At 69.9% G+C, this 21,316-nt stretch carries 16 protein-coding genes; 7 read left to right on the forward strand and 9 right to left on the reverse strand.

Annotation, left to right across the window (positions count from 1 at the left end):
* The first annotated feature begins 19 nt into the window (after window positions 1-19).
* Entirely contained in the window at window positions 20-595 is a 576-nt protein-coding gene (locus H4J02_RS10030) for a 1-acyl-sn-glycerol-3-phosphate acyltransferase (protein ID WP_187674453.1), read from the forward strand.
* On the opposite strand, the gene H4J02_RS10035 is transcribed toward H4J02_RS10030, so the two are convergent.
* Entirely contained in the window at window positions 596-1,006 is a 411-nt protein-coding gene (locus H4J02_RS10035; protein WP_187674454.1) for a VOC family protein, read from the reverse strand.
* Between the two features lie 124 nt (window positions 1,007-1,130).
* Here H4J02_RS10035 and H4J02_RS13930 point away from each other — a divergent pair, with 124 nt between their 5' ends.
* Window positions 1,131-2,762: an excalibur calcium-binding domain-containing protein gene (locus H4J02_RS13930; RefSeq protein WP_262406023.1), complete on the forward strand. Its 1,632-nt coding sequence runs from the start codon at window positions 1,131-1,133 to the stop codon at window positions 2,760-2,762.
* A 113-nt stretch (window positions 2,763-2,875) separates the two neighbouring features.
* Here the strand turns inward: H4J02_RS13930 and ychF are convergent, their stop codons facing one another.
* Complete coding sequence (ychF, locus tag H4J02_RS10055) at window positions 2,876-3,952, reverse strand: redox-regulated ATPase YchF (protein WP_187674455.1); 1,077 nt, start codon at window positions 3,950-3,952, stop codon at window positions 2,876-2,878.
* A gap of 446 nt (window positions 3,953-4,398) precedes the next feature.
* Between ychF and H4J02_RS10060 the strand changes: the two genes are divergently transcribed.
* The gene (locus tag H4J02_RS10060; RefSeq protein ID WP_187674456.1) at window positions 4,399-4,695 is read left to right on the forward strand and encodes a hypothetical protein; all 297 of its coding nucleotides are present in this window, start codon (window positions 4,399-4,401) and stop codon (window positions 4,693-4,695) included.
* Between the two features lie 137 nt (window positions 4,696-4,832).
* Window positions 4,833-5,423, forward strand: a complete 591-nt coding sequence (locus tag H4J02_RS10065) for a 3'-5' exonuclease (RefSeq protein WP_187674457.1) — start codon at window positions 4,833-4,835, stop codon at window positions 5,421-5,423.
* A 33-nt stretch (window positions 5,424-5,456) separates the two neighbouring features.
* Here H4J02_RS10065 and H4J02_RS10070 read toward each other — a convergent pair whose 3' ends face one another.
* The gene (locus H4J02_RS10070; RefSeq protein ID WP_187674458.1) at window positions 5,457-5,933 is read right to left on the reverse strand and encodes a hypothetical protein; all 477 of its coding nucleotides are present in this window, start codon (window positions 5,931-5,933) and stop codon (window positions 5,457-5,459) included.
* 102 nt (window positions 5,934-6,035) lie between these two features.
* Window positions 6,036-7,532 carry a CoA-acylating methylmalonate-semialdehyde dehydrogenase gene (locus H4J02_RS10075; protein WP_187674459.1) on the reverse strand — a complete coding sequence of 499 codons (1,497 nt, stop codon included), beginning with the start codon at window positions 7,530-7,532 and terminating at the stop codon, window positions 6,036-6,038.
* Window positions 7,533-7,838: 306 nt separating this feature from the next.
* On the opposite strand from H4J02_RS10075, the gene rmuC reads away from it, so the two are divergent.
* Window positions 7,839-9,371 (forward strand): DNA recombination protein RmuC, encoded by a 1,533-nt coding sequence (gene rmuC / locus H4J02_RS10080; protein WP_187674460.1) that lies wholly within the window; start codon window positions 7,839-7,841, stop codon window positions 9,369-9,371.
* An 868-nt stretch (window positions 9,372-10,239) separates the two neighbouring features.
* On the opposite strand, the gene H4J02_RS10085 is transcribed toward rmuC, so the two are convergent.
* The 5 genes from H4J02_RS10085 to H4J02_RS10105 all read right to left on the reverse strand — a co-directional run bounded on the left by H4J02_RS10085 (window position 10,240) and on the right by H4J02_RS10105 (window position 18,608).
* Window positions 10,240-12,294 (reverse strand): ABC transporter ATP-binding protein, encoded by a 2,055-nt coding sequence (locus H4J02_RS10085; protein ID WP_316250711.1) that lies wholly within the window; start codon window positions 12,292-12,294, stop codon window positions 10,240-10,242.
* A 71-nt stretch (window positions 12,295-12,365) separates the two neighbouring features.
* Window positions 12,366-14,099 (reverse strand): ABC transporter ATP-binding protein, encoded by a 1,734-nt coding sequence (locus H4J02_RS10090; protein WP_187674461.1) that lies wholly within the window; start codon window positions 14,097-14,099, stop codon window positions 12,366-12,368.
* An 84-nt stretch (window positions 14,100-14,183) separates the two neighbouring features.
* A complete protein-coding gene (locus H4J02_RS13935) occupies window positions 14,184-14,843 on the reverse strand; it encodes a TetR/AcrR family transcriptional regulator (RefSeq protein ID WP_262406025.1) in 660 nt (219 codons plus the stop codon).
* 102 nt (window positions 14,844-14,945) lie between these two features.
* The gene (locus H4J02_RS10100) at window positions 14,946-16,778 is read right to left on the reverse strand and encodes a S9 family peptidase (RefSeq protein WP_187674462.1); all 1,833 of its coding nucleotides are present in this window, start codon (window positions 16,776-16,778) and stop codon (window positions 14,946-14,948) included.
* Window positions 16,779-16,895: 117 nt separating this feature from the next.
* Entirely contained in the window at window positions 16,896-18,608 is a 1,713-nt protein-coding gene (locus tag H4J02_RS10105; protein WP_187674463.1) for a glycerol-3-phosphate dehydrogenase/oxidase, read from the reverse strand.
* 115 nt (window positions 18,609-18,723) lie between these two features.
* On the opposite strand from H4J02_RS10105, the gene H4J02_RS10110 reads away from it, so the two are divergent.
* Window positions 18,724-19,695 carry a sugar-binding transcriptional regulator gene (locus tag H4J02_RS10110; protein WP_187674464.1) on the forward strand — a complete coding sequence of 324 codons (972 nt, stop codon included), beginning with the start codon at window positions 18,724-18,726 and terminating at the stop codon, window positions 19,693-19,695.
* Window positions 19,696-19,774: 79 nt separating this feature from the next.
* Window positions 19,775-21,298 carry a glycerol kinase GlpK gene (gene glpK, locus H4J02_RS10115; RefSeq protein ID WP_187674465.1) on the forward strand — a complete coding sequence of 508 codons (1,524 nt, stop codon included), beginning with the start codon at window positions 19,775-19,777 and terminating at the stop codon, window positions 21,296-21,298.
* Window positions 21,299-21,316 lie beyond the last annotated feature (18 nt).

Consider the following 21,316-nt stretch of genomic DNA (forward strand, 5'->3'; position numbering starts at 1 on the left):
CAGCGCCTAGCGTGGAAGGATGCGCCGTCTCGTCGCCCGCATCTTCTGGGCCGTGTCCCGCTGGAAGCTCGTCACCGAGCCCGCTCCCACGCGCCCGACGGTGCTCATCGGCGCCCCGCACACGTCCAACTGGGACTTCGTGCTCATGCTCGGCATCGCGTGGCGCCTCGGCATGGACTTCCGCTGGCTCGGCAAGAAGAGCCTCTTCGCCGGCTGGCGCGGGCCGATCATGCGTGGCCTCGGCGGCATCCCGGTCGATCGCGCGGACGCGAGCCGTGTCGTCGACGAGGTCGTCGCGCGCATCAAGGGCGGCGAGGTCTTCGGTCTCGTCGTGACGCCCGACGGCACGCGCGGCGGCAACACCCACTGGAAGTCGGGCTTCTACCGCATCGCGCGCGACGCGGACATGCCGGTCACGCTCGGCTACGTCGACCGCACGACGATGACGACAGGCCTCGGCCCGACCATCGAGCTCACGGGCGACGTGCGCGGCGACATGGACCGCATCCGCGCCTTCTACGCCGACAAGGCGGGCTTCCGCCCCGAGAAGAAGGTCGAGCCGCGCCTCACCGCGGAGGACGGCGCCGAGCCCTGATCAGGCCTCCGCGGCGGGCCTCGGCGGGTTGTGCATGAACTCGATGCGGATGCCGTCGCTGTTCTCGAGGAACGACGCGTAGTAGCGGTCGGTGAAGCGCGGATACTCCTTCGGCTCGCGCACGGCGGTCCAGCCCGCGCCGAGGGCGAGCGCGTGCATCCGGTCCACCTCGTCGCGCGAGTCGACCTCGAAGGCGAGGTGCTGCCAGCCGACGCGTCCGTGCACGTGCGGCCCCGTGCCCTCCTCGCGGGCGGGGAAGAGGATGACCTCGGTCTCGCCCTCGCGATACCACGAGACCGAACCGTCGATCTCGTGCTTCGTGCACCCGAGGGCGGTCAGGATGGGGTCGAACTCGGCGATGCCGCGGGCCAGGTCGTCGACGGTGATGCCGATGTGGTCGAGAAGAGGCATCCACTCAGTGTGGCACCCGAGCGCGGCTGGCTTGGGCGAACGCATGTCCCCCCTAGAGGAGGGATGACGCGGCCGCCCGATCCGGATAGCCTGCGAAACCACCCGAACCGGAAAGTGCATCACCTTGCGTATCTTCCTGTCCCTCGCGACCGCGCTTTCGATCATTCTGGCAGCCGCTCTGGGCGGGGTCGGCGCCGAGTCCGCCGCAGCCGAGACCGGCAACGCAAACTCGCTGCTGTCGTCGTTGATCGTGAAGTCGCCTTCGACGACTCCGTACGACCGCTCCTACTTCGACCACTGGATCGACGCCGACGGCGACGGATGCAATACGCGCCAGGAGAAGCTCATCGCCGCCTCCGAGGTGCCGCCGACCTACAACCCGAGCGGGTGTACCGTCGCTGCCGGACAGTGGACGTCTCCCTATGATGGCGCCGTCTGGACCGCCCCATCAGACGTTGACATCGACCACATGGTGCCGCTCAAGGAGGCGTGGATATCCGGCGCTCACGCCTGGACGACGCAAACCCGCGCGGCGTTCGCGAACGACCTTGACTGGCCGGCGTCCCTGCAGGTTGTCACCGACAACGTCAATCAGTCCAAGAGCGACCGGGATCCGGCCGCCTGGCTGCCCCCGGATGTCGCGGCGCACTGCCGCTACGTGACCGACTACGTCACCGTGAAATACCGCTGGGGCCTCTCGGTCGACAGCGCGGAACGCACGGCTATCCAGGCTGTGCTCGCTCAGCCGTACGGCGGCTCGACCTGCGGCGAGCAGCCGATCGAGGTCCCCGCCGTGTTTCCGACGGCCTCGGAGCCCACCCCAGCACCGGTGAGCTACACATTCGTAGACGTCGGGCCCTCCTTCCCGTACTACAGCCAGATCCAGTGGCTTGCTGCGCAGCAGATATCGACCGGCTGGGAGGAGCCGAACGGCACCCGGACCTACCGTCCGGGACTGCCCGTCAACCGTGACGCGATGGCGGCGTTCATGTACCGCCTTGCAGGCAAGCCCGACTTCAGCGCGCCCGAGGTCTCGCCGTTCATCGACGTACGAACAGATCACCCCTTCTACAAGGAGATCACCTGGCTTGCCGATCGCGGCATCACCCTCGGTTATGCCGAAGCGAATGGAAAGCGCACGTGGCGCGGCATGGATCCTGTAAGCCGCGACGCCATGGCGCTCTTCATGTATCGCTTCTCGGGCAGTCCGTCACTGGCTCTCCCGCCGCGCTCACCGTTCACTGACGTGCGCCCGGACCACTCCTCGTATAGCGCGCTCGTGTGGATGAACTCGAACAGCATCACGACCGGCTTCGACGACGGCCGTGGCAAGCGCTCCTACCGAGGGCTGGAGGGAGTCTTCCGAGACTCCATGGCGGCGTTCATGTACCGGCTGATTCACAATCCGATGCCCCCCACGAGCCCAGGGGATGTCGTCAACTGCAGCAGCTTCAGCACGTGGGACGAGGCGAACACCTGGTACGCCAAGTATTTCCCGTACTACGGGGACGTCGCGAAACTCGACGAGAACAACGACGGCGTCGTGTGCGAGGAGCTCATCCCTTCCGCCCCGCAGCCGACCGATCCGCGACCGGCGAACCCGGGCAACTCGAAGAACTGCACCGATTTCCGAACGTGGGCGGAGGCCGACGCGTGGTATCGCTACTACTTCCCCTACTACGGGGATATTGCGCAGCTGGACGCTGACGACGACGGGATCGTGTGCGAGTCGCTGCCCGGTGCGCCCCGCCGGTGAGGTGACTTGACGCAGGCGACCGGGCTTGGGCGACAGCAGGCGGCGCTCGCGCGCCGGCATCCCTGCTAATCGGGTGCGCCCGGGTGTGTGCTCGCTTCGTTGTTGCAGCGCGGCTACACGTTGAAGCGGAACTCCACGACGTCGCCGTCCTGCATGACGTAGTCCTTGCCCTCGATGCGGGCCTTGCCGCGCGAGCGGGCCTCCGCGAGCGAACCGGCGGCCACGAGGTCCTCGAACGACACGACCTCGGCCTTGATGAAGCCGCGCTCGAAGTCGGTGTGGATGACGCCCGCCGCCTGCGGAGCCTTCCATCCCTTGCGGATGGTCCAGGCGCGCGCCTCCTTGGGGCCCGCCGTGAGGTAGGTCTGCAGGCCGAGCGTGTCGAAGCCGATCCGCGCGAGCTGGTCGAGGCCCGACTCGGTCTGGCCGGTCGACGCGAGCAGCTCGGCCGCGTCCTCCGGGTCGAGGTCGATGAGCTCCGACTCGACCTTCGCGTCGAGGAACACGGCCTTCGCGGGCGCGACGAGAGCCGACAGCTCCGCCTTGCGGGCCTCATCCGTCAGCACGTCCTCGTCCACGTTGAAGACGTAGATGATGGGCTTCGCGGTCATGAGGCCGAGCTCCTTGAGGAGCCCGAGGTCGATGCCCGTCGCGCGCGACAGCGGCGTGCCCTCGTCGAGCGTCTTCTTGGCGGCGAGCGCCGCATCCAGCACCGCGGGGTCGGCCTTCTTGCCCTTGACCTCCTTCTCGAGACGCGCGATTGCCTTCTCGAGGGTCTGCAGGTCGGCGAGGGCGAGCTCGGTCGTGATGACCTCGAGGTCGGCCTGCGGGTCCACGGCGCCCGCGACGTGCACGACATCGGAGTCGGCGAACCCGCGCACGACCTGCGCGATCGCATCCGCCTCCCGGATGTTGGCGAGGAACTGGTTGCCGAGGCCCTCGCCCTCCGATGCGCCCTTCACGATGCCCGCGATGTCGACGAAGCTCACGGTCGCGGGCAGGATGCGCTCGCTGCCGAAGATCTGGGCGAGGATGCCGAGGCGCTCGTCGGGCAGGTTCACCACGCCCACGTTCGGCTCGATCGTCGCGAACGGGTAGTTCGCCGCGAGCACGGTGTTCTTGGTGAGGGCGTTGAAGAGGGTCGACTTGCCCACGTTGGGGAGGCCGACGATTCCGATGGTGAGAGCCACGGGCGTCAAGCCTACCGGCGGCGGGGTGTCCCGGATGTGTCCCGCGGGTGTCCCGGATGTCGCGCGACACGCCCGGGGTGCTTGCGGCGCGTGTCGCGACCTGGCTAGTGTCATCACCTGTGCCGAGGGTCGGCACGACAACAGACACCGAAAGGAGACGGCAGATGATCAACGCAGTGTTCACCAGCCGCGAGCGTCGACTCGCAGCATTCGCCGGCTTCGTCGGCGTCGACATCGTCCGGGACTGAGCGTTTCTGCGCCACCGTCCATGACGGTGGCGACGCTCTCGAAGCCCGATCAGCGGAGGTCCTCCGACGCTGATCACGTCCCGTCCACGACCCCGCCGACTGTCGGTGGTGGTCGGTAGCGTGCCGCCAGGAGCGGCACTCCTCCGAGGCATCCCACCAGGCCCGCCTCGACATCCACCACATCTGAGGACACCGATCATGAACACCACGCTGACGCGCGACGCGCGTCACACCACCCATCCGTCCCACGAGGTCGAGATGCCCACCGTGCACGCCCCGGCGCGCCCCCTGAGCCTCGTCGACCGCGCCGCGCTGCACCTCGGCATGGCGCTCATCCGCTGGGGCCGTCGCCCCGGGCGCGAGCTCGCCCGGCACGAGCGGCTCGCGAACTCGTTCGAGCTCGGCCTGCTGCACCGCGAGCGTGAGGCGCTCCGCGTGCAGCTCGAGCACGAGCGCGTCGTCTCCCAGACACACGCCCTGGTCCGCGTCCGCTGATGCGACCGCGAAACGGGACCACCATCGGGCCCGTCGTCGGAGCTCCCGGCGACGGGCCCGCCGTGTGAGCGGGCCCGTTCGGCCCGCGCCCGGCGTGCCACGGAGCCGCTGTCGGTGCCCCGTGCGAGAGTCGTGACGTGCCACTGGACTTCACCGCGATCGACTTCGAGACGGCGAACGGGTCCAGTGCGAGCGCGTGCTCGGTCGGCCTCGTGAAGGTGCGCGATGGCCAGGTCGTCGACCGCATCGGCTGGCTCATCCAGCCGCCGCCCGGCCATGACCATTTCGTCGAGTGGAACACCCGCATCCACGGCATCCGCGCCGACGACGTCATCGGGGCCCCCGGATGGGTGGAGCAGCTGCCCGATCTCGTCGAGTTCGCGGGCGACGACATCCTCGTCGCGCACAACGCGGGCTTCGACATGGGCGTCATCAAGTCGGCGTGCGCGGCCACGGGGCTCCCCGTGCCCGCCTACTCCTACATGTGCAGCCTGCAGCTCGCCCGCAAGACCTACCACCTCGACTCGTACCGCCTGCCGATGGTCGCCCTGGCGGTCGGCTTCGAGGACTTCCCCCACCACGACGCCGTCGCCGACGCCGAGGCCTGTGCCGCGATCATCGTGCACGCGGCCGACCGGCACGGCGCGATCGACCTGCACGAGCTCTCGGGCATCGCCGGTATCCGCATCGCGTCGACGGTGCCGCCTGCGGTCGCCGTCGCGTCCTGACGCGCCGCGTTCGGTCGGGCGCGCGCTGACGCGTCAGTCGGCCGCGCCTCGCGGCGGATGTAGCAGCAGCTCCGCGCGCTCGGTGAGGTAGCCCTCGAGCGGCGCGGGGACGGCGCCGGGCGTCCACTCGACGGCGACCCCCGCATCCGTCGCCACGAGCGGCGCCTCGGGAGCCGCGAGGTCGAGCGGGCGGGCGTCGAGCACGACCGTCGAGCCGTCGCGGATGCCCGACTTCGCGGCGAGCTGCCGCAGTTCGTTGCGTCGCAGGGCCGTCGCCGAGCGGTGGTTCGGATGCGTGGGTCGCGCCACGACGAGCACCTCGCCCGTCGCGAAGAGCGCGCCCGACGCATCCGCGCACACGGCGCCGAGCCGCCATACGTCGCCTGCGACGACCATGCGCGTGCCGCGGAACCGGCGCTGCACGATCTCGACCCGCTGCTCGGTGGGCGCGTCGGCGGCGCTCAGCGCGGCGACCACCCGGTCGACCGCGGCACGCGCCGCATCCGTCATGCCATCACCCCGCCGGGACGCTACCACCGCCGGCGGGAGAAACGACAACGGGGCGGGAGTCGTTTCTCCCGCCCCGAGGTCACGGCTCCAGCCGCGCGACGATCAGCCGTTCTGGGGGAAGCCCAGGTTGATGCCGCCGTGCGACGGGTCGAGCCAACGCGACGTCACGGCCTTCTCGCGCGTGAAGAAGCGGATGGCGTCGGGGCCGTACGCCTTCGTGTCGCCGAAGAGCGAGTCCTTCCAGCCGCCGAACGAGTAGTAGCCGACGGGCACCGGGATCGGCACGTTGATGCCGACCATGCCGACCTGCACCTCGCGCTGGAAGCGGCGGGCGGCGCCGCCGTCGTTCGTGAAGATCGCGGTGCCGTTGCCGTACTTGCCGTTGTTGATGAGCTCGAGACCCTCCTCGTACGAGTACACGCGCACGACCGAGAGCACGGGGCCGAAGATCTCGTCGGTGTAGACAGCCGAGTTCGTGGGCACCCTGTCGATGAGGGTCGGGCCGAGCCAGAAGCCGTCGGCCTCGCCGTCGATCTCGATGCCGCGGCCGTCGACCACGATGTCCGCGCCGTCCTGCGCCGCGACGTCGAGGTAGCCGGCGACCTTGTCGCGGTGCTCGCGCGTGATGAGCGGACCCATGTCGCAGTTGCGGGTGCCGTCGCCGACCGTGAGGCCCGACATCCGGTCCTTGATCTTGCCGATGAGCTCGTCGGCCACGGGCTCGACCGCGACGAGCACCGAGATCGCCATGCAGCGCTCGCCCGCCGAGCCGAAGCCCGCGTTGACGGCCGAGTCGGCCACGAGGTCGAGGTCGGCGTCGGGCAGCACGAGCATGTGGTTCTTCGCGCCGCCGAGCGCCTGCACGCGCTTGCCGGCGGCGGTGCCGCGCTCGTATACGTACTTCGCGATGGGAGTCGAGCCGACGAACGAGACGGATGCGACGTCCTTGTGCTCGAGGATCGCGTCGACCGACTCCTTGTCGCCGTTGACGACGTTGAACACGCCGTCGGGGAGGCCGGCCTCCTTGAGCGCCTCCGCCATCCAGATCGACGCGCTCGGGTCCTTCTCGGACGGCTTCAGCACGACCGTGTTGCCCGCCGCGATCGCGATCGGGAAGAACCACATCGGCACCATCGCCGGGAAGTTGAAGGGGCTGATGATGCCCACGACGCCGACGGGCTGGCGCACGGAGTACACGTCGACGCCCGTCGACACGTTCTCGGAGTACTCGCCCTTGAGCAGGTGCGGGATGCCGCACGCGAAGTCGACGACCTCGAGGCCGCGGGCGATCTCGCCGAGCGCGTCGGAGGTGACCTTGCCGTGCTCGGCGGTGAGGATCGCGGCGAGCTCGGTCTTGCGCGAGTTCAGGATCTCGCGGAACGCGAAGAGCACGGCCTGGCGCTTCGCGAGGCTCGTCTCACCCCAGGCGACGGAGGCGGCCTTGGCGGTCGCGACGGCGTGGTCGACGTCGGCCGTGGAGGCGAGGCGCACCTCCTTCTGCACGGTGCCCTTCGCGGGGTTGTAGACGGGTGCGGTGCGGGTGGAATCGCCGGTGAAGACGGCGCCACCCACCCAGTGGTCGAGGATCTCTGCAGCCATAGTCGAGAGGCTACTCGGAGACATTTCGTTAACATTTTCCGCACGTGTTCGACTGTTCACGCGTGCGAGAAATGCAGGAGGAACGGGGCCTGTGGCCCCTGTTCTCGGGGGTGCGGGCGGCATCCGCTCCTGCATTTCTGGGGTGGGGGTGGGGGACGCGGCGGTCCGCGGATGCGGCAGTCGGCGGATGCGGTGGTCCTGCGGATGCGAGGTCCTGAGCGGACGCGGGTGGCCGACGGGACGCCGAGTGCGGATACCGCGGCCCGTCACCCCGACGATGTCGGCGGCCCCTGCGAAACTGGCGGCATGGACGCTCTCCTGGTCGGCCTCGTGGTCGGCAACCTCCTCCTGTCGGTCGTGACGCTCGCGATCGTGCTCGCCCGTCGCGCCGGGGGTGGCAGCGCCGAGGTCGACCTCCGCGAGGAGCTGCGTGCACAGCGACGGGAACTCAACGATGTGCTTCGTCAGGACCGCGAGGAGCGCCTCACCGCGCACCAGGAGGTCCGCCGTGACCTCGACACGTCGCGAGCCGAGGTCCAGCAACGGCTCCTCGCAGAAGCGGAGGCGTCACGCGCCCGTGGCGAGCAGCTCACGCAGTCGGTGGGCGAGCAGCTCACCGCGTTGCGTCAGGAGAACGAGACGAAGCTCGAGAAAGTCCGGGAAACCGTGGACGAGAAGCTCCGCTCGGCTCTCACGACCTCGCTCAAGGAGAACGCCGACCGCATTGAGGCGCTCACCAAGGCCAATAACGACAAGCACCTCGAGCTGCAGGCCGTTCTGCGCGACGAGCTCGAGAAGCTCCGTCAGGGCAACGAGGCGAAGCTCGAGAAGATGCGCGAGACGGTGGACGAGAAGCTCCAGGGCACGCTCGAGAAGCGGTTGGGCGAGTCGTTCTCGCTCGTGAGCACGCGGCTCGAGGAGGTGCAGAAGGGGCTTGGGGAGATGCAGACCCTCGCGTCGGATGTGGGCGGCCTGAAGCGCGTACTGACGAACGTCAAGAACCGCGGCGGCTGGGGCGAGGTCCAGCTCTCCCGACAGCTCGAGGATATCCTCACCCCCGATCAGTACGAGGAGAACGCTGCGGTGCGTCCGGGCTCGGCCGAGCGGGTGGAGTTCGCGGTGAAGATGCCGGGGCGCGAGGAGGGCGGTGCCCCCGTGTTCCTCCCGATCGACTCCAAATTCCCGCAGGAGGACTACGAGCGGCTACTCGACGCCCAGGAGTCGGGTGAGAAAGTCGCCATCGACGAAGCGGGCCGCGCCCTCGAGCGCGCGATCCTCGAGCAGGCGAAGACCATCGCCAAAAAGTACATCGAGCCGCCGCACACGACCGACTTCGCGATCCTGTACCTGCCGACCGAGGGCCTGTTCGCCGAGGTCGTGCGCCGACCGGGCCTCGCGAGCAAGCTCCAGACGGAACTTCGCATCCTCATCACGGGGCCGACGACGCTCATGTCGCTCCTCAACAGCCTCCAGATGGGCTTCCGCACGCTCGCCATCGAGAAGCGCAGCTCGGAGGTATGGCAGGTGCTCGCCGCCGCTAAGACCGAGTTCCAGAAGTACGGGCAGGTCTGGTCAAAGCTCGAGAAGCAGCTGCAGACGGCCCAGAACACGGTCAGCGAGGCCGGTCGACGCACGCGCGCCGTCGAGCGCAAGCTCCGCAACGTCGAGTCCCCCGCGATCGGGGCTGGGGCTTCGATCGTCGACTCGATGATCGAAGATCTCGATCCCTCCGCGGGCGACTTCGCGGTGCTCGACGAGCTCGGCGCTGGTCGCCCCGAGTTCGATCCTTCGATCATCTCGCCCGCCACCGAAGACCCTGACGAGGCCGAGTCGGCCTGACGCGGGCGGCATCCTTCGCCGCGGGACGCGGCTCTGGGCGGACAGCTGCCAGCGGCAGCGGCAGCGGCAGCGGCAGCGGCAGATCGGTCTCATGTCCGACGGTGGCCGTCCGGGACAGCGGCGAGCGGTCGTCATCCGCGGGCGTTGTCGCACCGGTCACGGCGCGTCCCCTCCGCTGATGGCGCGCGCGTGTGGGGATCGGTGCAGTCCGACAAGCGATGTGCGGTCAGGGCAGCCGTCGGCGGGAGAGATCGCAGCACCGGGCGGTGAACACTGCCCCCGGCGGGGGTGGTTGCTCCCGCCGGGTGCACGGACGCCCGCCCGGTTGCCGCAGCCGGCTCCAGTCGGCGGGAGAAGCGACAACGGGGCGGGAGAAACGACTCCCGCCGCACGGTCACTTCCCCCGCCGACTCCGCTCTGACATGCGGCAGGGGAAACGGACGGGCGACGAGAGGAACGGACGCGCGGCGGGACAAAAACGGGCCGCGGCGGGGCAAACGCGCGTGCGGCGGGAGTAACTTCTCCCGCCGCACGAGCGGCTACCCCGCCGCGCGGGCGCGAGTGCCGCATCGAGAACGCCCCACCGCGTATCAGGAGCGGTCAATGGATGCGATACCTCCGCACGTCATGCGCCCATCGGGTTTCGATACGCCGTGCGTCGCGCCCTCCGGGCGCGGCGCGCGGCACTCAACCAGCGGGAGACGGGCACCCCCGCCCGCTGCGAGGTCGGCAGACGGGCGGCCCGCCCGCTGTCAGGTCGCCGGACGGGCGTTCGGCGCCGGCGCCGATCTCTAGCGGCGACCCCGCGCCCGCCGTGATGTCGAGCGGCGGGCACCCCCGCCCGCGTGATGTCGAGCGGCGGCGCCCCTTACTCCGCGTTCTCGGGGCGACCCTCCTCGGCGAGGGCCTCCTGCACGATCGAGGCCGTCGTCGGGACGGGGCCCGTGAGTGCGGCGGCGAGCGACGCATCCGGCGCCACCTCATCCTCGGAGGCGAGGGGCGCCGCGAACTGCGCCTCGTAGAGTCGCGCGTAGGCGCCACGGGCGGCGAGCAGCTCGTCGTGCGTGCCCTGCTCGACGATCGCGCCGTCCTCCATCACGAGGATGAGGTCGGCGTCGCGGATCGTCGAGAGCCGGTGCGCGATGACGAACGAGGTGCGGTCGCGGCGCAGGGCGCTCATCGCGCGCTGCACGAGCAGCTCGGTGCGCGTGTCGACCGACGAGGTGGCCTCGTCGAGGATGAGCACCGAGGGCCGGGCCAGGAACGCCCGCGCGATCGTGATGAGCTGCTTCTCGCCCGCCGAGACGTTGCCGCCCTCGTCGTCGAGCACCGTGTCGTAGCCGTCCGGCAGGGCGTGCACGAAACGGTCGACGTAGGCGGCCGTCGCGGCGGCCATGATCTCCTCCTCCGTCGCATCCGGGCGCCCGTACGCGATGTTGTCGCGGATCGTGCCGCCGAACAGCCACGTGTCCTGCAGCACCATGCCCGTGCGGCCGCGGAGGTCGTCGCGCGTCATGCGCGTCGTGTCGACGCCGTCGAGCGTGATGCGGCCGGCATCCGGGTCGTAGAACCGCATGATGAGGTTCACGAGCGTCGTCTTGCCGGCGCCCGTCGGCCCCACGATCGCCACGGTCTGTCCCGGCTCGGCGACGAGCGACAGCCCGTCGATGAGCGGCTTCTCGGGGTCGTACGAGAACGACACGTCCTCGAACGCGAGCCGCCCGGTCGCGTTCGCGGGCGTCTGGGCGGGCTGCGGATCGGCCACCTGCTCCTCTGCGTCGAGCAGCTCGAACACGCGCTCGGCGGATGCGACCCCCGACTGCAGCAGGTTGGCCATCGACCCCAGCTGCGAGAGCGGCTGCGTGAACTGACGCGAGTACTGGATGAACGCCTGCACGTCGCCGAGCCGCATCGTGCCGTTCGCGACGAACAGGCCGCCGACGACGGCGACGGCGACGTAGACGAGGTTCCCGACGAACATCGTCGCGGGCATGATGATGCCGCTGATGAACTGGGCGCCGAAGCTCGCCTGGTACAGCTCCTCGTTCTTGGCGTCGAAGCGCGCCTGCACCTCGCGGTGGCGGCCGAACACCTTGACGAGCGAGTGGCCCGTATAGCCCTCCTCGATCTGCGCGTTGAGCGCACCCGTGTGGGTCCACTGCGCCACGAAGAGCTTCTGCGAGCGCTTCGCGACGACGATCGTGATGCCGAGGGTGATCGGGATGGCGACGAGCGCGATGAGCGCGAGCCACGGCGAGATGACGAACATCATGACGATGACGCCGATGACGGTCAGCAGCGAGGTGAGCAGCTGCGACAGCGTCTGCTGGAGGCTCTGCGAGATGTTGTCGATGTCGTTCGTGACGCGGCTCAGCAGCTCGCCGCGCGGCATCCGGTCGAAGTACTTGAGCGGCAGACGGTGGATCTTCGCCTCGACGTCGCGCCGCAGCCGCAGCACGGTGCGCTGCGTGATGCCGTTGAGCACGTAGCCCTGCAGCCACATGAAGACGGAGCTCAGCACGTAGAGCAGCAGCACGAGCCCGAGCACGAGCGACAGCGCCGAGAAGTCGATGCCCTCCCCCGGCCGCAGGTTCATGCTGCGCAGCATCTCGGCCTGGGTCGTGTCGCCCGCGGCCTCGAGCTGCTCGATCACCTGCTCCTTCGTGACGCCCTCGGGCAGCTGCGACGAGATGACGCCCTCGAAGATGAGGTTGGTCGCCTCGCCGAGCACCTTCGGCCCGATGACGCTCAGGACGACGCCGATCGTGCCAAGCAGGATCACGAACCACACGCCCACGCGCTCGGGGCGCAGCCGGCCGATGAGGCGCTTCGCGGACGGCCCGAACGACATGGCCTTCTCGGCGGGCATGCCCATGCCGCCCATCGGGCCGTGGCCGGGACCGCCGGGCCCGGGGCGGCGCATGGGCGCCGCGGTCGGAGCGGATGCCGTGGTCGCCTCCGGCTCGGAGCCGCCCTGGGACTTCTGCTCGGCGCTCACGCCGCCTCCTCCGCGCTCAGCTGGCTCTCGACGATCTCGCGGTACTCCGCGGAGCTCGCGAGCAGTTCGTCATGGGTTCCGAGGCCGACGACCTCGCCGTGGTCGAGCACGACGATCTGGTCGGCCTGAAGGATGGTCGACACGCGCTGGGCGACGACGATCATGGTCGCGTCGCCCACCTCGCGCGCGAGTGCCTGGCGGAGCCGGGCATCCGTCGCGGTGTCGAGCGCCGAGAACGAGTCGTCGAAGACGTAGATCTCGGGTCGTTTCACGAGCGCTCTCGCGATCGCGAGCCGTTGCCTCTGGCCACCGGACACGTTCGTGCCGCCCTGTGCGATGGGCGCCTCGAGCCCCTCCGACTTCGCCTCGACGAAGTCGCGGGCCTGGGCGATCTCGAGCGCTTCCCACAGCTCCTCGTCGGTCGCGTCGGGGTTGCCGTAGCGGAGGTTCGAGGCGATCGTGCCCGAGAAGAGGTAGGGCTTCTGCGGCACGAGGCCGATGCGGCTCCACAGCAGCTCGGGGTCGAGGTCGCGCACGTCGACGCCGTCGACGAGCACGGCGCCGCCCGTCACGTCGAAGAGGCGCGGCAGCAGGTTGACGAGCGTCGTCTTGCCGGCGCCCGTCGAGCCGATGATCGCCGTCAGCCGTCCGGGCCGCGCGGTGAACGACACCTCGCGCAGCACGGGCGCCTCTGCGCCCGGGTAGGCGAAGGTCGCGGCGCGCAGCTCGACCTCGCCGTGCGTCGCGAGCTCGGTGACGGGCGCGGCGGGGGCGACGACCGACGGCTCGGTGTCGAGCACCTCGCCGATGCGGTCGGCCGACACCGCCGCACGCGGCAGCAGCACGGCGAGGAAGGTCGCCATCATGACGGCCATGAGGATCTGGATGAGGTAGCTGAGGAAGGCGATGAGCGAGCCGACCTGCAGGTCGCCCTCCTCGATCCGGAACGCCCCGAACCACAGCACCGCGACGCTCGACACGTTGAGGATGAGCATGACGACGGGGAACATGAGCGCGAACAGCCGTCCCGCGCGGATGGCGGTGTCGGTGAGCTCGTCGTTGGCGACGCCGAAGCGCTCGCGCTCGCGCTCCTCGCGCACGAAGGCGCGGATGACGCGGATGCCGGTGAGCTGCTCGCGCAGCACGCGGTTGACGTTGTCGATGCGCGCCTGCATCTTGCGGAAGTACGGCACCATCCGGGTGATGATGAGCCCGACCGAGATGAGCAGCACCGGCACGGCGACGACCATGATCCAGGAGAGCCCGAGGTCCTCGCGGAGCGCGAAGACGACGCCGCCGATCGCGAGGATCGGGGTCGAGACGAGGATCGTGCAGCTCATGAGCACGAGCATCTGCACCTGCTGCACGTCGTTCGTCGTGCGGGTGATGAGCGAGGGCGCGCCGAAGCGGGCGACCTCGCGCTCGGAGAACTCGCCGACGCGTCGGAAGATCGACGCGCGCAGGTCGCGGCCGAGCGCCATGGCGGCCTTCGCCCCGAAGTAGACGGCGAGGATCGCGGCGGCGATCTGGGCGAGGGTGATGAGCAGCATGAGCCCGCCGAGGCCCAGGATGACGCCCGTGTCGCCCTTCGCGACGCCGTCGTCGATGATGTCGGCGTTGAGCGCGGGCAGGTAGAGCGAGGCGATCGACTGCGCGAGCTGGAAGATCACGACGCCGATGAGCAGAAGCCAGTACGGCTTCAGGTAGCGCACGAGGAGTTTGCCGAGCACGGTGCTTCTTTCGGTGGTGGGTGGTGGGGTGAAGGTGAGCGGGTGAAGCGGGTGAAGCGGGAGGGGTGGGGCGGGGCGGATGCGTCAGGCGGCGTGTGATGGGCGCGCCGCGGCCGCGGAACGTGCCGGCCGCGTGGGCGGCGGCGGCACGGGCGCGCCGGTCACGGCGACCCCGTGCACGACGACCGTGGCGAGCTCGGCCGAGTCGAACGGCCGGAAGTGGTTGAAGGGCTCGATGCTGCCGCCGAATGCGACGAGGCGCAGGTACCAGGCGAGCGTCTCGAGGGGCACCGCGAGGCGGTCGGCGTCGGATGCGAACAGCTCGTGCAGGATCGAGATCCATTCGCCCCCGCCGGCGTCGCGCACGGGCGGCGGCCCGTCCACCCCGAAGACCGCCATGATGCGGAAGACCTCGCCGAACCGCGTGCGCAGCGCCTCGATGACGCACGTGACCTTGTCTTCGAGCGGCAGGTCGTGAGGGATGCGGCGCAGCTCCTCGCGGAATCCCTCGGGCGCGAGGAGGCGGATGAGGCCCGCCTCAAGGAGGGTGTCCTTGTCTCCGAAGGCGCGGAAGATCGTGCCCTCCGCGACGCCGGCGGCTTCAGCGAGCTCGCGGCTCGTGACGTCGCGACCCCTGTCGCGCAGGAGCGGGAGCACGGCGTCGAGGATCGCCTCGCGCCGCTCGTCGGGCGCGAGCGGACGCGCGCGCTCACGCACGACCACGAACCCGTTTGGAAGAACCACGTCGGCGAGCATAAGTGAGTGAGCACTCACTCCGCAACTCGGATGCCGGACGCGCCGACGGCCCCGCCTCCCCGGAGGAGACGGGGCCGTCGTGTGCGCTCGTCAGTACGTGAGCACGAGGGTGTTCGACGCCGAGATGAGCGCCACGACCGACGCGTTGAGCACGCCCGCGATGTACGGGTTGCCCGTCGCGCGGTAGAGCTTGCGCGAGATGACGGCCGACACCGCGAGGATGACGATCACCGGGAACAGCCAGATGCTGAAGATGCCGCCGAAGCCCGGCACGAGCTCGCCCGTCGCCGCGAACGTCGTGTACTGCACGACGACGAGCACGATCGGCGCGAGCGAGTTGAACAGGGCGAGCACCGCCGTGTTGACCCACTCGCGACCCGCGAGCGCGAACCGGTTGAACGCGTTGATCGCGATCGAGTTCGCCACGAAGTAGATCAGGAACAGCGGCAGCACGAGGAGCGCATAGCCGATCTTGTCGGGCGAGAACCACTTCACCGCGAGGACCCACAGGCGGAAGTCCGTCTTGAAGAAGTAGTCGACCGCGAAGACGATCGTGAAGGCGGCAGCCGTCGTAACGAGCGCGAGGAGCACTCCCAGGCCGAGGTTGCGCCATCCGGGCAGCACGCCGCTCGCGCGGAGGTCGGAGCCGTTCCTCCGCCCGAAGGCGAGGTACGACGCGCCCATGATGACGAGCCCCGCGACGCCGTTGACGGCGGCCCAGAAGGCGATGAAGAACACCGCACCCTGAGGTACGAGCGCCGAGCCGCTGTAGGCGATCGCCGACAGCCACTGCGCCTGGCTCAGCCAGATGTAGCTCGCGCCCGAGACGAGCGCCGAGACCACGAGACCGCCCCAGAACCACGCGCGACCGGTGCGCCCCGGGTCGACCATCGCCGGCGCCTGCTCGAGCCTCAGTCGCGTGAAGGGACGCAGCGCGAGGAGAGCACGGGCGAAGGCGACGAGGAAGATGCCGAAGCCGACGAGCCCGACGGTCGTGAACGCCTCCTTCACCTGCCACACCTGGGCGTGGGAGTCGATCGCCTCGGGAGCGCCGAACGCCGTCTCGAAGAAGTCGAGCTGGTCGGCGACGGTGCCCGACGAGATCGTGCCCCACGGGTGGGTCTGCGGCGGCGTGTAGAGCACGCGCACGGCCTCGACGCCGTCGATCTCCTGCGAGTAGTACTCGCCCGGCTCGCGCACCTCGGCGCCCGGCTCCTCACCGAAGTAGAGGAACGACTGCGCGTTGGGCGTCGTCGCGAACTCGCGCGGCGGCGTCACCGTCTCGCCGTAGCTGCGGAAGAAGAACTCGTCGTACTGGTCGGCGACGAGTCCGACGTCGCGCGTGCCGTAGTTGTTCGCGAACGCCTTGTCCTCATCCGTGTACATCGCCTCGTTGTCGACGAGGAACACCGCGGAGATGAGCTGCTCGTCGGCCTCGTCGTCGATCGCGACGGCGAAGTTCGCGGCGCGCGCGCCGTTCGAGTGGCCCGAGACGCCGATGCGGTCGTGGTCGACGTAGGGCAGGTCGGCGACGAGCTGGACGGCGTCGTACATGCCCGTGCCCCCGACCTGCAGCTCGTCCGCGGGGAGCGGGTCGGAGTTGCCGTGGCCGTACATGTCGATCGAGACGACGACGTAGCCGCGACGCGCGAGCTCGACGTAGTTGGCGTCCTGCATCTCGCGGTTGTTCCACCAGCCGTGGCTCACGACCACGGCGGGAGCGGGATCGTCGGCGGTCGCGCCTGCGGGCTTGAACAGCAGCGCGCTCATCGCCCGGCCGGACGACGTCTCCCACTTGAGGTCCTTGACGACGACGGAGCCTCCCGCGGTCTGGACGAGCGAGGCGCCGACGGCGGAGACGAGGATGAGGACGAGCGACAGAATCAGCCAGAATCCGTTCCGTCGCCAGAGTGATTGCTTCATGGGTGCGGGTAACTCCTTTGTCAGCGAAGGCTCACCGGGGTGGTGCATCGGGAGCCTAGAGGCGCCGTCCATCCGGTCGGCCATCGAGGCGCCTAAGTTGCACGAATGTGCAGGAGTTCACCGTCCGCCGTCGACCGAGAGGTCGACGGCGTGCACCTCGGCGAGCTCGCGCGTGCACGTCGCGACCTCGAGCTCGCGGCGCGCGGCATCCCAACCGGCGATGTCCGAGACGGCTTTCGCGATCTCGTCGAGGAGCGCCGCGTCGAGCCGGCCCGTGAACGCGAGGTCGGTGCGCCGCAGCACGATGTCCGTGAGGTGCTCGACGTGCTCGCGCTCGAGCATCCAGCGCAGCTCGCCCGTCGAGAGCACGCCGCCCCCGATCGGCGCGTCGTGTTGCTCCCCCATGAACACGGCGACCTCGGCCGCCGCCGTGCCATAGCGCGCGAACAGCAGCTCGCGGCGGTCTGCGTCGACGTCCGTGAGGCGCGCGCGCAGCCACGCCCCGCGCTCGCGCTCCCCTCGCGGGTAGCCGTCCGAGCCGCGGATCACGCGACCCCGGGTCGACACCTCGCGCCGCCGTCCGAGCACCTCGAGCACAGCATCCGCGACCGCCTCGCCGATCGCGCGGAAGGTCGTCCACTTGCCGCCCACGAGGCTCACGACGGGTGCGCTCCCCTCGGCCCGCACGACCTCGACGCGGTAGTCGCGCGACACGAACCCCGGCTGGGTGTCCTCGTGGCGGGGCAGCGGGCGGATGCCCGAGAACCGGTAGACGATCTGCGGACGGTCGACCTCGATCGAGGGGAAGACGTGGCGGATGAGTCCGAAGAAGTAGTCGACCTCCTCCTCCGTGCAGCGCACGGGCTCTGCGGGGTCGGCATCGATGTCGGTCGTGCCGACCATGACGCGGTCCTTGAGCGGATAGATGAGCACGATGCGCCCGTCGGAGTGCTCGAAGAAGATCTCCCGCCCGCGCGTGGCGGCGAGCAGCTCGGGATGGTCGAGGACGATGTGGGAGCCCTTCGTTCCGCCCATCCACCGGCTCGCGTGGCCGAGCGCGGCGTTCGTGAGGTCGGTCCAGGGGCCGGATGCGTTGACGACGACGTCGGCGCGCACCGTGAACTCGCGACCGGTCTCGCGATCCCTCACGCGCACGCCGTCGGCGTCCATCCCGACCGCCTCGACATAGTTGACGGCGGTTGCGCCGGACGACGCGGTCGCGTCGAGCAGCACGTCGAGCGCGAGGCGCTCGGGGTCGTGCATCGCCGCGTCGAAGTACGTCGCCGAGTACCGCACGCGTGGATCGAGGGCCGGCAGGTCGGCGTGCGCGCGGCGACCCACGCGGAACCGATGCCGCGGCACGACGCCGCCCTCGCGCGAGAACGTGTCGTAGATCGTGAGGCCGATCTTGATGAGGAGCGCACCGCGCTCCTTGGGACGCCCGCGATGACGGTGTGTGAGGAACCGCAAGGGTGCGGAGAGGATGCCCGAGAACGTCGAGTAGATCGGGATCGTCGTCTCGAGCGGCACGACGCGGTGGGGCGCCGTGCGCAGGAGCGCGTTCCGCTCCTGCACCGACTCCTTGACGAGCCGGAACTCGCCGTTCTCGAGATAGCGGATGCCGCCGTGGATCATGTGGCTCGAGGCGGCGGAGGCCGCGGAGGCGAAGTCGTCTCGTTCGACGAGCACGACGTCGAGCCCCTGCAGCGCGAGGTCGCGGAACGTCGCGATCCCGTTGATGCCGCCCCCGATGACGAGCACCTGCGTCCGTCCGCGCTCCATGAGACGAGCGACCTCCGGGCGCAGGGCGGTGCGGGGGCGGGGACTCATCTGGGATTGCCTCGTTCCTGCCCGGCACGACCGGGCGTCGAGTGGTGATGTCGTCTATGTTGGTGGCTCTGCGAAAGGATTCGCAACCGAAGTGAACGGATGTGCAGGAGGCTCGATGACATCCGAATCCCCCACCGACCCCAAGCTCATGTCGGCCCTCAAGGCCGCCCAGCTGTACTACCTGCAGGACCTCACGATGGATGCCATCGCGAGCGAGCTGCGCACGTCGCGCTCCTCGGTCTCGAGGCTCCTCGCGCACGCCCGCGACACGGGGCTCGTCGAGATCACGATCACGTCGCCGCTCGACCGCGGCGCTCAGCTCGAGCGCGAGATCGCCGCGCGATTCCGCATCTCGGCGCACGTCGTGCCCGTGCCGGGGTCGCTCTCGGACGTCGACCGCCTCGACCGCGTCGCCATGACCGCTGCGCGACTGCTGCCCCAGTACATCGAGTCGAACAGCATCGTCGGCATCGCGTGGGGCTCGACGCTCGGCGCGCTCAGCCGCCACCTCACCGCCAAGGAGACCCACGACACCGTCATCGTCCAGATGAACGGGGCGGGCAACACCGAGACGACAGGGATCGAGTACGCGAGCGAGATCCTCGAGCGGTTCGGACGGGCCTACTCGGCGCGCATCCAGCAGTTCCCGGTGCCGGCGTTCTTCGACAGCCCCGACACGAAGGAGGCCCTGTGGCGCGAGCGCTCGACGCGCCGCGTGCTCGACCTCATCGCGCGCATGGATGTCGCGGTCTTCGGTCTCGGCTCGCCCTTCGCCGAGGTGCCGAGCCGCGTGTACATCGGCGGCTACCTCGGCCGCACCGACTACAAGAGCCTCGCCGCCGATCGGGCCGTGGGCGACGTCGCGACCGTGTTCTACCGCGCCGACGGAAGCTGGCGCGACATCGCCCTCAACGCGCGTGCGACGGGACCCGGGTTCGATCGGCTCGTCAAGGTCGCGCGCCGCATCTGCATCGTGTCGGGGGCGCAGAAGCTCCCGAGCCTGCGCGGCGCGCTCGCCGCGGGCCTCATCACCGACCTCGTGCTCGACGAGGGGCTCGCCCGGCGGCTCCTCGAGAGCGTCTCCTGACGCGGCGGCTGCACATCCTCCCACCGCCGCGCGTCGCACGCGTGCACCTCGCTACCGTGGAGCCGACCGAAGGAGGACCATGGCTGCACCGGAGCGCCGTCCCACGACCATCGTCGCGATCGACCAGGGCACGACGAGCACGCGTGCGATCGTCTTCGACGACCGGGGGCGCATCGTGAGCGCGGGTCAGCGCGAGCACCGGCAGCTCTTCCCGAAGCCCGGCTGGGTCGAGCACGATCCCGCGGAGATCTGGCGCAACACGCGCCATGTCATCGGCGAGGCCCTCGCGGATGCCGGCATCACGCGCCACGACGTCGCGGCGATCGGCATCACGAACCAGCGCGAGACCGTCATCGTGTGGGACCGCGCGACGGGCGAGCCCATCCACAACGCGATCGTCTGGCAGGACACCCGCACGCAGGACGCGGTCGACGCGCTCGCCGCGGACGGGGGCGTGCGCCGGTTCGCGGCGAAGACCGGCCTGCCGCTCGCGACCTACTTCTCCGCGACGAAGATCGCGTGGATCCTCGATCACGTCGAGGGTGCGCGCGAGCGCGCCGAGGCGGGCGAGCTCGCCTTCGGCACCCCCGACAGCTGGGTGCTGTGGAAGCTCACGGACGGCGCGGTGCACGCGACCGACGTCACGAACGCGAGCCGCACGCTCCTCATGGACCTCGCGACGCTCGACTGGGACGACGAGCTGTGCGAGGCGTTCCGCGTGCCGCGCGCCATCCTGCCCGAGATCCGCTCGTCGTCCGAGGTGTACGGCCACGCCGCGAGCGACAGCCTCCTGCGCGAGACCCCGATCGCGGGCATCCTCGGCGACCAGCAGGCCGCGACATTCGGGCAGGCGGCTTTCGACGCGGGCGAGTCGAAGAACACCTACGGCACGGGGGGCTTCCTCATCGTGAACACGGGCACCGAGCTCGTGCACAGCGGGAGCGGCCTCATCACGACGGTCGCCTACCGCCTCGGCGACGAGGCGCCGCGCTTCGCGCTCGAGGGCTCCGTCGCGGTCGCGGGCTCGCTCGTGCAGTGGCTGCGCGACAATCTCGGCATCATCCGGACGGCGCCGGAGGTCGAGACGCTCGCCGAGACGGTCGACGACAACGGAGACGTGTACATCGTGCCCGCGTTCTCGGGACTCTTCGCACCGTACTGGCGACCGGATGCGCGGGGTGCGATCGTCGGGCTCACGCGCTTCGCGAACAAGGGCCACCTCGCGCGCGCGGCCCTCGAGGCCGTCGCGTACCAGACGCTCGACGTGTTCGAGGCCGCGAACTCTGAGCTCGAGGTGCCCATCACCGAGCTGCGGGTCGACGGGGGCATGGTCGCGAACGAGCTGCTCCTGCAGCTGCAGGCGGATGCGCTCGGCGTGCCCGTCGTGCGCCCCGAGATCACCGAGACGACCGCGCTCGGTGCCGCCTACGCCGCGGGGCTCGCGGTCGGGCTGTGGAAGGACACCGACGAGCTGCGCGCTCTGTGGGCAGAGGACCGCCGCTGGGAGCCCGCGGTCGACGCCGCGACGCGCGCGCACGGCATCGCCCGCTGGCGCAAGGCGGTCGAGCGCACCCTCGACTGGGTGGAATCCGACACGCCGTAGACTCGGGGCGACCACCCC

The organism is Protaetiibacter sp. SSC-01 (assembly GCF_014483895.1).
In the GTDB taxonomy this organism is placed as follows: domain Bacteria; phylum Actinomycetota; class Actinomycetes; order Actinomycetales; family Microbacteriaceae; genus Homoserinibacter.